Source organism: Streptomyces sp. NPDC111744 (assembly GCF_055634995.1).
The window spans coordinates 218,728-230,977 of sequence record NZ_JBVKCG010000013.1; the positions used below are offsets into that span (position 1 = coordinate 218,728).

Genomic DNA, 12,250 nt, shown 5'->3' on the forward strand with positions numbered 1-12,250 from the left:
CGATGGCTACCGTGGCCGCTATCGGCACACGGACCAGCGTGTCCGGTCTGGCGCTGGCCGGGGTCGACGTCCTCGTCGCGGAGGACCCGGACGCCGTCCGCAGTGCCTGGCGGACGCTGCCCGGCACGGTCGGTCTGGTGATCCTCACGGTCGAGGCCGCCGAAGCGCTGGGCGGCGCGACGACGGCGCCGAACCCGTCCCGGCCGCTGACGGTGGTGATGCCCGGATGACCGCGCCTGTCGACGCCCTGAGCCCCGTCCGCGCCGAGTTGCTGCGCGCGGCACGGGCCTCCGCCGACGCCGTGCGGGACCGCGCGCAGGCCGACGCGGAGGAAACCCTGCGCTCAGCCCGCGCCACGGCCGAGGCAGTGCTCGCACGGGCCCGGGACCTCGGCAGAGCCGACGGTGCCGCCGAGGCGGCTCGGGAACGGGTGCGGGCGGTCCAGTGCGTCTGGGCAGCAGAACTGGCCGCCAGGGCCGAGGTCTACGTGGCTCTCAGGGCTGCGGTCCGCGCGGGTGTGCGAAGGAAGTTCATGGAAGACTCGTCTCTGCGGGCGCGCTGCGCGGAGGCGGCACGAAAGCTGTTGGGCCCGCAGGCGAGGGTCACGGCAGCCTCGGAGGGCGGGGTGACGGCCGAGGTGCCCGGCCGCCGGGTCGACCTGTCGGCGGAAGCCCTCGCCGATCGTGCCCTAAACCGGCTGGGCGTCCGGGCCGAGACGTTGTGGGAGCCGGCATGACCAGCTCCGGCAACCCTTCATCGGACTCGTCGGACAGGCACACGCTTCCGCAGATCACGCCCGGCGCTCCGCCGGACGGCGCGGACTGCCCACGGATCCTTCGTGTCGCCGGCCCCCTCGTGGAGATCACCTGCCCGCCCACGGTGGCCATGCACGACCTGGTCGTGCTGGGTGCCGCCCGGATGCCGGGCGAGGTGGTCGCCATCCAGGGCGACACGGCCACCATCGAGGCGTACGAGTACACCGGCGGACTTGCGCCCGGGCACCCAGCGGAGCCCCAGGGCCGCCCCCTGTCGGTGCGGCTCGCACCAGATCTGCTCGGCGGCGTGTTCGACGGGCTGCTGCGTCCTCTGGCCGGCATCGGCGACCTTCTCACGGCGAGCGGACCGTCAGCAGGTGAACCGGACCGACGCACCTGGTCGTTCACACCGCAAGTGGCTGAGGGAGAGCCGGTCGCGGCCGGTGACGTCCTCGGGGAGATCGGCGCGGGCGTGCCGCTGCGACTCCTGGTGCCTCCGGACGTGTCGGGTGAGGTGACTTGGGTCGCGGCGGCGGGTGATCACCCCTCGAACGGTGTGCTCGCCGTGGTGGGCGGCCGGGAAGTGAGGATGGCGCAGTCCTGGCCGGTGCGCAGACCGCGACCCGTCGCGCGGCGGTTGCCGGCGGACGTGCCCCTGAACACCGGGCAGCGCGCCGTCGACCTGCTCTTCCCGGTGGCACGTGGCAGCACCGTCGCCGTGCCCGGCGGCTTCGGCACCGGCAAGACCATGCTGCTGCAGCAGATCGCCAAGTGGTGCGACGCCGACGTCATCGTCTACGTCGGCTGCGGTGAGCGCGGCAACGAGATGGCGGACGTCATCGAGGAGTTGGCGGAGCTGACCGACCCGCGGACCGGGGGCCGTCTGGCCGAACGGACCGTGACGATCGCGAACACCTCCAACATGCCGATGATGGCCCGCGAGGCCGGCGTGCACACGGGTGCGACGGTCGCCGAGTACTTCCGCGACATGGGCCTCGACGTCGTTCTGATCGCCGACTCGACCTCCCGATGGGCGGAGGCACTGCGCGAGTTCGCCTCCCGTATGGGCGAACTCCCCGCCGAGGAGGGCTATCCGGCGGGGCTCGCCTCCCAACTGGCGGCGTTCTACGAGCGGGCCGCCGCCGTGCGCACCCTCGGCGGCGCGACCGGCTCGGTCACGGTGATCGGCGCGGTGTCTCCACCGGGCGGTGACCGCACCGAGCCCGTCACCGCGCACACCGAGCGTTTCGTGCGCTGCCTGTGGAGCCTGGACCGCGATCTCGCCTACGCACGCCACTATCCTGCGGTGTCCTGGTCGGAGTCCTTCTCCCGGGACGCCGCCACGCTGACCGCCGCCCACACCCAGGCCGGTGACACCGAGTGGGCCGAGCGGCGTGGTCGTGTGGCGCGGCAGCTGGGGGAGGCGGACCGGCTGGCCGACCTAGTCGAACTGGTCGGCATCACGGCGCTGCCACCCCGGGAACGGATCAGTGTGCTCGCCGGACGGCTGCTGCGTGAGGCCGCGATCCAGCAGAACGCGTTGTCCCCGGCGGACGCCTACAGCGCGCCCGAGAAGACGGCGGCCCTGGTGCAGGCCGTGCTGACGGTCATCGACCGCTGCGTGGAACTGGTGGACTCTGGCATCCCCGCAGATGCCGTCGAAGCGGTCGACTTCACCCCGCTGCTGCGGGCGCGCGAGACGGCGGGTCCCGCCGAGACCGCTCCGGTGGCCACAGCCCGCGACACCGTGCTGGCCCGGCTCAAGGAGAGGGCATGACCGGCGGCGTGGGCATCGAGTACACGGGGGTGCGGGAGTTGCGCGGTCCGCTCCTCTTCGTCGAGGGAGTGAGCGGGGTCGGCTGGGACGAGTTCGCCACGATCGTCCTCGGCTCCGGTGAGCGACGGCACGGCCTCGTCCTGGACGTGGACCGCGACATCGCGGTGGTGCAGGTCTTGGAGGACACGGCTGGCATGAACCGCACCGGCACCCGTGTCGCCTTCTCGGGGACGCCGTTGCGGATACCGGTCGGTGCCGGGTGGCTGGGACGGGCGTGCAACGGCCGGGGCGACCCAACCGATGGCGGGCCACCGGTGCTCGGCGGATCGTACGCGGAGGTCGCCGGCGCGCCGATCAACCCGGTACGCCGGGAACCGCCGAACGAGGCGGTACTCACCGGTGTGGGCGCCGTGGACGTGCTCACCACGCTGGTGCGGGGCCAGAAGCTGCCGGTGTTCTCGGCGGCCGGGCTGCCGCACCTGGAACTGGCCGTGCAGATCGCCGCTCAGGCGTCGTGCGGAGATGAGCCGTTCGCCGTCGTGTTCGCCGGCATGGGACTCACCCATGCCGACACGGCGTTCGTCCGCGAGGGGCTGGCGGCCCGCTCGGCTGCGAGGGAACTGGTTCTGCTCCTCAACACCGCCGACGACCCGGTGATCGAACGGCTGCTCACCCCGCGACTCGCCCTGACCGCAGCCGAGCACCTCGCGTTCACCGAGGGCCGTCACGTCCTGGTGGTCATGACGGACATGACGGCCTACGCGGAGGCGCTGCGTGAGGTGTCCGCCGCGCGTGGCGAGATTCCGGCCCGCCGGGCCTATCCCGGATACCTCTACAGCGACCTCGCGTCCCTCTACGAACGCTGTGGCCGCATCAGAGGTCGGCCCGGGTCGGTGACCATCCTTCCCGTTCTCACCATGCCCGCGGGCGACATCACCCACCCCGTCCCGGACCTCACCGGCTACATCACGGAGGGTCAGATCGTGCTGAGCGCCGAGATGCAGGCAGCAGGTACCTACCCGCCCGTAGATCCGCTGGCCTCGCTGTCGCGACTGATGCGCAAGGGAACCGGAGCCGGACGCACCCGCGCGGACCATCCCGCCGTCGCGGCGCAGTTGATCGCCGCGCTGGCCCGGTCCCGGCAGGTGCGAGAGCTCGCCGACCTGATCGGACGCTCGGCACTCAGCCCGACCGATCTGCACCATCTGGAGCTGGAGGACGCCTTCCGGCACCGGTTCCTGGCGCAAGGCACCGACGAGAACCGGTCGCTGGACGACTCCCTGGACCGGGCCTGGGAGGTGCTGCTGACCCTGCCGCGCAGCCAGCTCGGCATGCTCCCGGCCGACCTGCTCGACGCCCACGCCCCGCCGCAGGACCAGGAGGCACGATGAGTCCGCGGGCACGCCGGATCCCGGCGGGACGCGCCGGGCGCCTGCGGCTGCGTCGCAGCCTCGCCACGGCGGTTCGCGGAGCGGACCTCCTGGAACGCAAACTCCGGCTCCTGCTGGACCGGGAGCACACGGCACGGCAAGCGGCCGAGGACGCGGACCGGGTGTGGCAACAGAGGCTGGCCGAGGCGGAATCGTGGCTCGTGCGAGGAGTGCTGCTCGGCGGCGAAAGCGCACTGGCCGAGGCGGCACCGGCCGGGCCGGCGCGCGTCGACGTCCAGTGGGGCGCGCTGATGGGCGTGCGCCACCCGGCGGCGGTCACCTGGACGGACCCCGCCCGCTCCCCTGGGGAACAGACACCGCCCAACACCGCCCTCGCGCACGCCGAGACGGCCTATCGTGCAGCCGCCCGTGCCGCGGCGGAACTCGCCGCCCACCAGGCGGCCGCCGAGCTTCTGGCCGCCGAGGCCGTAGGGACCCGGCAGCGGGTCCGCGCCCTGCGCCGGCATTGGATCCCTCGGCTGCAGGACGAACTGGCCGTAGCAGAGCTGGCGTTGGAGGAGGCGGAGCGCGAAGAAGCGGTACGGCGACGTTGGGCCGCCGGGCACGGCGGCACCTGAGCATTTCGCGCGACCGGCGGCGGATGGCGGGCCCAGGGGCCCGCCATCCGCCGCCGGTTCGGCATCAGTTCCCATGCCGGATCTCCACGTGCTTCGCCTCCGCCTTCTCGGCCCCCAGACCCACGCTGACGGTCAGCATGCCGTCGGTGTAGTCGGCCTTGACGTCGTCCTCGTCGGCGCCCGGCGGCAGCGTGACGCTGCGGCTCATCGCGCCGTACCGGATCTCGCCGTGGTTCTTCGTGACATCATTCTCGGTGCGTTCGGCCTGGACGGTGAGGATGCCGTCGCTGATGAAGACGTCGATGTCTTCGGGCGACATGCCCGGCAGCTCCGCCCGCATCACATAGCGGCCGTCCTCCGTGTAGTCCTCGATCCGGACCGTGTACAGGTCCCCCATCGTGGGCATCGCGAACCGGGCCGGAAGGTTCTCGAACCAGTCCGACGTCTCCGGGAGCGCGAACCAAGGAACCAAGACACTCGGCGGCGATCACCATGTCCGACGTCACCACCACTGACCTCTACGAAGTGACCATGGCCATGTCCTACCTGCGGGAGGGCATGCGGGCCCCGGCCGGCTTCAGCCTCTTCGTCCGCGACCTTCCACCGGGCCGGGGCTTCCTGGTCGCCGCGGGTCTGGAGTCCGCCCTGGACTTCCTGGCCCACTACCGTGTGGAGCGGGACGACGTCGAGGAGTTCGCGAACGCCCTGCACCGGCCTGTCGGGGATCTGGAACCGCTCCTCGGACTCTCCTTCGAGGGTGAGGTGCGCGCCGTACCGGAGGGCCGTGTGGTGTTCGCCGGTGAGCCGCTGCTGGAGGTGACCGCCCCGCTCCCACAGGCCCAGCTCGTCGAGACGTACCTGCTGAACCAGCTGTGCCACCAGACGGTGGTCGCGTCAAAGGCGGCGCGCTGTGTCCTGGCCGCGGCCGGACGGCCGGTCGTGGACTTCTCGCTGCGCCGCACGCACGGCCCGTGGGCAGGCCTGCAGGCCGCCCGTCTGGGCGCCCTGGTGGGGTTCGCGGGTACGAGCAACGTGGCCGCGGCGACGGCCCTCGACATCCCGGCCTCGGGCACCATGGCGCATTCCTACATCGAGGCGTTCCCCGGCGGGGAGGAGGCCTTCCGTGCATTCGCGCACGCCCACCCCGGCCCCGTCACCTTCCTCGTCGACACCTACGACACCGAGCAGGGCGTACGCATCGCCGCCCGAGTCCTGGCCGAACTCCGGCGCGGACCTGGCTGCGCGATCCGCCTGGACAGCGGTGACCTCAACGCGCTCGCGCGCCGGTCACGCGCCATCCTGGACGCCGCCGGACTGGCCGACGTACGGATCGTGGCCAGCGGTGGACTCGACGAGTACGGCGTGGACCGTCTGGTACGCGCCGGCGCCCCGATCGATGTGTACGCGGTGGGCACGAAGGTGGGTGTGGCAGCGGACGCCCCCTACTTGGACGCCGCATACAAGCTCGTCGAGTACGACGGCCGGCCCGTGATGAAACTGTCCTCGGCGAAGGTCACGGCCCCGGGCCGCAAGCAGGTCTTCCGCCGCGCCGGGCGGCCCGACGTGATCGCCCTGGCCGGGGAAGAGCCTCCGGATTCCGCTCAGCCACTGTTGCGCACGGTCATGCGCGGTGGGCGGCGGACCTGGTCGCCGGACCACTGGCAGGACGCACGCAAGCGATTCCGTGAGGACCTCGCCGCTCTGCCCGCCCCGGCACTCCGGATCAAAGACCCCGAACCAGTTCCGCCGGTATGGTCCGAGGCTCTGGCGCGGCTGACCGCCTCGGTGCGCGCCGACATCGAAGCCCGACTGCGCCCGGAGGGGCGCGTCGCACCCTCGGACACGGCGGTTTCCCGCTCCGGCCCACTCTCGGCGCACACACACTGACCGGTCCCCCCACAAGCGGAGGGTCGACAGGGCCGCCACGGGGACCAATGGCCCCTGGCAGGCCGACAGTGCCGAAGACTTCCATGGAATCGGCGGCGGCATTCCCTCCGCGCCACCGCAGGGAGGAGGCGAGGGTGATGTCCGCTCCCGCACCACTGAAGAAGAACGACCAGGCCGTACGGGCCACCGGCCCCGAGGCCACAGGCGCCTCGATGCGCGCACGCGTCGGCGACGAGATCGTCGTACGGGGAACCACGGCCGGAGTCATCGCACGAGATGGCGAGATCGTCGGCCTCCACGACCCGGACGGCAGCCCGCCCTACGACGTGCGGTGGGCCGACAGCGGACGGGTGACCCTGTACTTCCCGGGTCCTGACGCCTACATCCGCCATCTGGTGACGGGAGACGGCCATGTCCCGGCTCGTTGACCGCCGGCCGATCGTGGTGGGCCTCGATCCTGATCCCGGCCATCGGATGGCGCTGGCCTGGGCGGCCGACGAGGCCGCCCGTCGGCGGTTGCCGTTGCGCCTGGTCCATGTCGAGGGCGTGCCCACCAGGGGCTACCGCGGGCGGGAAGTCCCACCGTCGTGGGAGGAATGGAACGAGGCGCTGCACAAAGCCGGCCAGCAGGTGCTGGAGGAGGCCGCGGGCTTCGTCGCGGCCCGGCACCCACATCTTGAGGTGGACGTTCTGCTCGCGGAGGGTGAACCGGTGTGGGTGCTGCGCGAGCAGAGTCGCGGCGCCGCCGCCGTAGTGCTGGGATCACGGCACCTGAGCCGCAGGCAGGAGGTGTTCGGCTCGCACTCGGTGGCCCTGCCGGTCATGGCCCATACGCGCTGTCCCCTGGTGGTCGTCCCCGAGCCGGAACACATCACCCAGGAGCCGGCGTACTTCGTCGTCGGCGTCGACGGCAGCGAACACTCCGCTACCGCGGTCGACGTGGCGTTCGAGGAGGCGGCCCTGCGCGGCGCCGAGCTACGGGCCCTGCTCGTCTGGGAGCCCGGACCGCTCCGGATCTTCGACGAGTACGAGCCGCAGCAGGAGTGCCGCCGCCTGCTCTCCGAGATCGTGGCAGGCCGCCACGCCCGCTTCCCCGAGGTCGACCTGCGTCACGAAGTGGTCCTCGGACATACCGTCAAAGTTCTCACCGATGCCTCGGCACATGCGCTGGGGCTGGTGGTGGGGACCCGGGGCCGTGGGGGCTTCACCGGCATGTTGCTGGGCTCGGTCAGCCAAGGCGTGCTGCACCACGCCACTTGCCCTGTCATCGCCGTCCCGACGCCTGAGTGAATCCCAGGACCCTCACGAAGGGGAGCCGCCGTGACCGCAGAACCTCTCGACGTGAACACCGTCACCGCACTCGTGGCGGACGCCGCCGCAGCGCCCTCGCTGCACAACGCGCAGCCCTGGACCTTCCGCTACCTGCGGGACATCGGAGTCCTCCGCCTCTATGCCGACCTGGAGCGCACCCTGCCACGAACGGACCCGGACAATCGGGGAACTCGCGCAGCGCCGGGCCTTGGCCCTGAGCGGACACGACCGCCGGTGTTCCGGAGTCGATGGCGTAGCGGCCGGGGTCGCGTAGTGCGAACAGGTCGTGGTCGCACATGGCGTCGGGGAAGTCGAACGCCGCCACCCAGCGGACGGTTTCCAGGGCGTCATCACGGGCTTGACGCAGCCGTTCCGCCAGCGGGCGGAGTTCGTCCGGTGCCGGTGTCCGGTAGAAGCCGCCGATCCGGACGTTGACCGGGTGGATGGGGCGGCCGCCGAGTTGTTCGAGGATCGCGTTGCCGGTCTGTTTGATGCGCAGGCCTCGTTCGACGGCGGCGCTCTGGTCGCGGGCGAGTTCCACGACGTCCGCGCGCCCGAGGAAGTCCGGAGCGTGCAGCAGGTAGATGTGCAGGGCGTGGCTCTCGATCCACTCGCCGCAGTACAGCAGGCGCCGCAGGTCTGCGAGAGGGCCGTCCACCGTGACCCCGCAGGCGTCCTCGATCGCCCGGCAGGCGCTCATCTGGTAGGCGACCGGGCAGATGCCGCAGATACGAGCGGTGATGTCGGGAGGCTCAGTGTGGCCCCGGCCGGTCAGGAAGGACTCGAAGAAGCGCGGTGGTTCGTAGATGCGCAGCCGCGTCTCGGCGACCGTGTCACCCTCGACGCGTAGGTGGAGAGCGGCCTCGCCTTCCACCCTGGCCAGCGCGTCCAGTCGCAGGACGCGGGTTCCGCGATCGTTCATGCGAGCCTTTCCGGGCGGAGGTCCGTCAGGCCGGAGGGCTCTGCTGCTGCTCCTCGGCCGCGAGGTCGGGTACGGGGGCATATTCCGGCGACGCGGCGTTGAAGGTGCGGAAGACACGCTGGATGTCTCGCTCGCTCATCCCGTCGCTGCGCAACTGCGCGACCATGGAGCGCAGATTGGGCTTGCTCGACGGTCCGAAGCAGCCGTAGCACCCGCGTCCGTAGGCGGGGCAGATGGCGCCGCAGCCGGCGTGTGTCACCGGGCCGAGACAGGGGGTGCCGTGGGCCACGGTGATGCAGGTGGTGCCGCGCCTCTTGCACTCGAAGCAGACGCTGTGGTTCGAGATCTGGGGTTTGCGTCCGGCCAGGTAGGCGTTGATGACTTCGAGGAGCTGGCGGCGGTCGATGGGGCATCCGCGCAGTTCGAAGTCGACCGGAACGTGGGCCGAGATAGGTGTCGAGGTCTCCAGCGTGGCGATGTACTCCGGCCGGGCGTAGACCGCGGCGAGGAAGTCGTCGACGTCGGCGAAGTTGCGCAGTGCCTGGATGCCGCCCGCGGTGGCGCAGGCTCCGGTGGTCACCAGATAGCGGGAGATGCGGCGGACGTGCTGGATGCGCTCGGCGTCCTCTGCGGTGGTGATCGAGCCTTCGACCAGGGAGAGGTCGTACGGCCCTCGGCCCTCCAGCCGCGCGCGGCCCCCTTCGGCGCCCTCGGCCGGGGTCATCTCAAGGAAGTGGTCGATCCGGACGCGCTCGGTGAGGCCGAGCAGCTCGTCCTCGCAGTCGAGGAGGGTCAGCTGACAGCCGTCGCAGGAGGCGAACTTCCACACGGCGAGCGTCGGCCGTGTGCGAATGACCGGGCCGAGTTCGGTGACCATGTCACAACTCCCTCACGAGGAGCAGGTCTGCCACACGGTCGTAGCCGACGACCGGCCCGTCCCGGCACAGCAGGAGTGGTCCGAGTTGGCAGTGGCCGCAATGGCCGGTGGCGCAGTGCATGTTCCGTTCCAAGGACACCTGGACGCGGTGCGGGACCAGTCCGCGGGTCACGAGATCGCGTGCGGTGTGTCGCATCATCACCTCGGGTCCGCACACCAGCGCGCAGGTCCGTTCGGGGTGCAGGTCGAGGCGGTCGAGGAGGGTGGTGACCACGCCCACCGCGCCCTGCCAACCCGGACCGGGGCGGTCGACGGTCAGCTCCACCCGGGCCGGGCCGCGCCAGCTTTCGATCTCGTCCCGGAAGACAAGGTCGACAGGGGTGCGGGCACCCATCAGGACGGCGAGCCGACCGTACGCGGCCGGCCGGTCCAGGACCGTGTGCACGACCGGCCGCAGCGGGGCCAGCCCGATGCCGCCGGCGACCACCAGTACGTCATGGCCGGCGGCCGCTTCGAGGTCCCAGCCGGTGCCGTACGGCCCGCTGAGACCGACGCTGTCACCAGGGCGCAGCCGGTACAACGCGGTCGAGACCGCGCCCACCGCGCGCACGGTGTGCACAAGACCCCCGTGGCGGCCGCGCAGGGCACTGGCCGAGACCGGCACCTCACCGACCCCGAAGGCGTAAATCATCGCGAACTGACCCGGTGAGAAGGGTGAGAGTGCTTCTCCAGCCGATACCAGCTCGATCGACCGGGTGTCGGCGGTCTCGGCCCAGGCATCGGCGACACGGTACGGCAGCGGGGGCGGCACGGTGGTCATCCCTCCTCCGGCTCCGCTGCCGTTACGCCGGGCTGTGTCCAGTCGTGCAGGGCGGCCGCTTCCTCGGTGATGTCGATGCCGACCGGGCACCACACGATGCAACGTCCGCAGCCCACGCAGCCGGATGAGCCGAACTGGTCGTACCAGGTGCCGAGTTTGTGGGTCATCCACTGCCGGTAGCGACTGCGCGAGGAGGCGCGGACCGGGCCGCCGTGCAGCTGGGAGAAGTCCAGGTCGAAGCACGAATCCCACAACCGCCACCGCTCCGCGTGGTCACCGGTGAGGTCCGTGACGTCCTCGGTGGTGGTGCAGAAGCAGGTGGGACACACCATGGTGCAGTTGCCGCAGGTCAGGCACCGCCCGGCGACGTCGTCCCAGCGGGGCGCGTCGAGCGTTCCGGCCATCAGCTCCCGCAGGTCGGCCTCGGGCATGGTCCGTCCCATACGATCCGCAGCGGCTGTGACGTCAGCGTGAGCCTTCTCCCGGGTTTCGGGGTCGGCCGGACGAGCGGGCAGCTCGGCCAGAATCCCTGCTCCTTCCTCGCTGCCGCTGCGGACCCAGAATCGGTGCCCGTCCGCATCCACCACTTCGGTCATCACCAGGTCATAACCGGGGCCGGCAGCGGGTCCGGTGCCCATCGAGACACAAAAGCACGTGGCGCCGGGCTCCGTGCACTCCACCACGATCAACAGTGCCCCGGAGCGCCGCCCCGTATAGACAGGATCTCGGTATGCCCCACCAGTGAGCACTCGGTCCTGGATGGCGATGGCCCGCAGATCGCAGGGGCGCACACCGAGGAAGGCATACCGAGGAGGCGCGGCTTGGTCGGGCGTGAGGACCAGCTCCCCCTCCACCCGGTCGGCGCTCCACTCCCTCACCCGCGCCGGATGCAGGAAGGACTTCCACGACTGGGGCCCCGCCGCGTTCGCGAAGGCCGCGCCGTCCGACCGCTCCCGCAGCCGGTACCGCCCGGCCTCCAGCTCCACGCCCCATCCGTACGGCAACTCGTCGGCCGACCGCAGCTCCGCCAGCACGATCGCACCTTCCCGGGCCGTGGGGCCGATCACGGTGAAGCCGCGCCGGACCAGCACGTCCACAAGCGCGGCCATGCCGTCCTTTCCCATCACGAGCCCCTCGGACGCGGGGGCCGGGACGGCGTTCACATCGGTGTCGGCACTCATGACCGACCTCCTTCAGCACGGCGGACGGCACATCGGACCCTGTCGTCCCCTTCAGGCCCACGACCGCAGCTTCAACGGTACGGCGTCGCGCCGACAGAGCCACATGGGCACGGCCGCGGGGGCCCTTTGGTCCCTGACCTCAGACGAGCCGACACCGTGATCTCGGGCGAGCGTCGGAGGTGCCTCCACGACGATCAGCACGCTCGGCCGTGGGGTGACAGGAAGTAGGTGTGCCCCTCCCGCCCCCACTCCCCGTACTCGGGCATCAGACCGGCGTCCATCACCCGCAGGCAGGGGCGGCCGATGTGCGCGTAGACCAGGCGTCCGATCCGGTTCCTGGCCGCTTCTGCGCCGACTTCCCGCACGGGAGGGTGCCCGCCCACTCCACCGCGGAAGCGGATGGGCGGTCCCAGGCGGAGGCTTCCAGAACATCAGGTCCGCGTCCGCCGCCCAGGCCGGGAAGATCCAGAACTCCGGCGCTCACACCACCGTCCCCACGCTTCCCTCCATCCGGTAACCGCACGTCGGGTGAGAGGTGTGCAAGACCGGCAGCGCCCTGATGCGCAGTGCCCTGATGCGCAGCTCACCGAGGTCCGCGTCCGTCATACGCGGCTCCAGTCCTCGCTCGGCGGCGAGACATCCCACGGCGGAGCGGAGTTCGGCGTGGTCGTCGGTGACGAGCCAGGCGTCCAGCCGGCCCTCGGGCGGCTCC

General features: G+C 71.3%; 13 protein-coding genes and 2 pseudogenes. 8 read left to right on the forward strand and 7 right to left on the reverse strand.

The genetic code is table 11. The features are described from left to right. The first annotated feature begins 2 nt into the window (after positions 1-2). Genes ACZ7OO_RS27375 through ACZ7OO_RS27395 form a run of 5 tightly spaced genes read left to right on the forward strand, consistent with a single transcriptional unit; the run spans position 3 to position 4,540 of the window. A complete protein-coding gene (locus tag ACZ7OO_RS27375) occupies positions 3-230 on the forward strand; it encodes a V-type ATP synthase subunit F (RefSeq protein WP_359377107.1) in 228 nt (75 codons plus the stop codon). After that, on the forward strand, positions 227-736 hold the full coding sequence (locus tag ACZ7OO_RS27380; RefSeq protein ID WP_471508603.1) for a hypothetical protein: 510 nt from the start codon (positions 227-229) through the stop codon (positions 734-736). Before ACZ7OO_RS27375 ends, ACZ7OO_RS27380 begins: the two co-directional genes overlap by 4 nt. Then, positions 733-2,532 carry a V-type ATP synthase subunit A gene (locus ACZ7OO_RS27385; protein WP_471508605.1) on the forward strand — a complete coding sequence of 600 codons (1,800 nt, stop codon included), beginning with the start codon at positions 733-735 and terminating at the stop codon, positions 2,530-2,532. Before ACZ7OO_RS27380 ends, ACZ7OO_RS27385 begins: the two co-directional genes overlap by 4 nt. Beyond that, positions 2,529-3,923 (forward strand): V-type ATP synthase subunit B, encoded by a 1,395-nt coding sequence (locus tag ACZ7OO_RS27390; protein ID WP_471508607.1) that lies wholly within the window; start codon positions 2,529-2,531, stop codon positions 3,921-3,923. Before ACZ7OO_RS27385 ends, ACZ7OO_RS27390 begins: the two co-directional genes overlap by 4 nt. Further along, a complete protein-coding gene (locus tag ACZ7OO_RS27395; RefSeq protein WP_471508609.1) occupies positions 3,920-4,540 on the forward strand; it encodes a V-type ATP synthase subunit D in 621 nt (206 codons plus the stop codon). The genes ACZ7OO_RS27390 and ACZ7OO_RS27395 overlap by 4 nt, the downstream gene beginning before the upstream one ends. A 64-nt stretch (positions 4,541-4,604) precedes the next feature. Here the strand turns inward: ACZ7OO_RS27395 and ACZ7OO_RS27400 are convergent, their stop codons facing one another. After that, on the reverse strand, positions 4,605-4,937 hold the full coding sequence (locus ACZ7OO_RS27400) for an Hsp20/alpha crystallin family protein (RefSeq protein WP_471508610.1): 333 nt from the start codon (positions 4,935-4,937) through the stop codon (positions 4,605-4,607). 95 nt (positions 4,938-5,032) lie between these two features. Here ACZ7OO_RS27400 and ACZ7OO_RS27405 point away from each other — a divergent pair, with 95 nt between their 5' ends. From ACZ7OO_RS27405 to ACZ7OO_RS27415, 3 genes and pseudogenes are all read left to right on the forward strand, one after another. After that, positions 5,033-6,427 (forward strand): nicotinate phosphoribosyltransferase, encoded by a 1,395-nt coding sequence (locus ACZ7OO_RS27405; protein ID WP_471508612.1) that lies wholly within the window; start codon positions 5,033-5,035, stop codon positions 6,425-6,427. A gap of 212 nt (positions 6,428-6,639) precedes the next feature. Continuing rightward, a pseudogene (locus ACZ7OO_RS27410) lies at positions 6,640-6,828 on the forward strand (DUF1918 domain-containing protein); the annotation flags it as partial. A 10-nt stretch (positions 6,829-6,838) separates the two neighbouring features. Beyond that, entirely contained in the window at positions 6,839-7,717 is an 879-nt protein-coding gene (locus ACZ7OO_RS27415) for a universal stress protein (protein WP_471508614.1), read from the forward strand. Between the two features lie 205 nt (positions 7,718-7,922). Here the strand turns inward: ACZ7OO_RS27415 and ACZ7OO_RS27420 are convergent. The 6 genes and pseudogenes from ACZ7OO_RS27420 to ACZ7OO_RS27445 all read right to left on the reverse strand — a co-directional run. Further along, positions 7,923-8,660, reverse strand: a pseudogene (locus ACZ7OO_RS27420) (nickel-dependent hydrogenase large subunit); the annotation flags it as partial. 25 nt (positions 8,661-8,685) lie between these two features. Next, entirely contained in the window at positions 8,686-9,537 is an 852-nt protein-coding gene (locus ACZ7OO_RS27425; RefSeq protein ID WP_471508616.1) for an NADH-quinone oxidoreductase subunit B family protein, read from the reverse strand. Between the two features lies 1 nt (position 9,538). Continuing rightward, positions 9,539-10,357 (reverse strand): FAD/NAD(P)-binding protein, encoded by an 819-nt coding sequence (locus ACZ7OO_RS27430; protein ID WP_471508618.1) that lies wholly within the window; start codon positions 10,355-10,357, stop codon positions 9,539-9,541. Continuing rightward, positions 10,354-11,538, reverse strand: coding sequence for a 4Fe-4S dicluster domain-containing protein (locus ACZ7OO_RS27435; protein WP_471508620.1), 1,185 nt, complete (start codon positions 11,536-11,538; stop codon positions 10,354-10,356). Before ACZ7OO_RS27435 ends, ACZ7OO_RS27430 begins: the two co-directional genes overlap by 4 nt. Positions 11,539-11,732: 194 nt before the next feature. Further along, entirely contained in the window at positions 11,733-11,903 is a 171-nt protein-coding gene (locus tag ACZ7OO_RS27440; RefSeq protein ID WP_471508622.1) for a hypothetical protein, read from the reverse strand. A 115-nt stretch (positions 11,904-12,018) separates the two neighbouring features. Then, positions 12,019-12,144, reverse strand: a complete 126-nt coding sequence (locus tag ACZ7OO_RS27445; RefSeq protein WP_471508624.1) for a hypothetical protein — start codon at positions 12,142-12,144, stop codon at positions 12,019-12,021. Between the last annotated feature and the right edge of the window lie 106 nt (positions 12,145-12,250).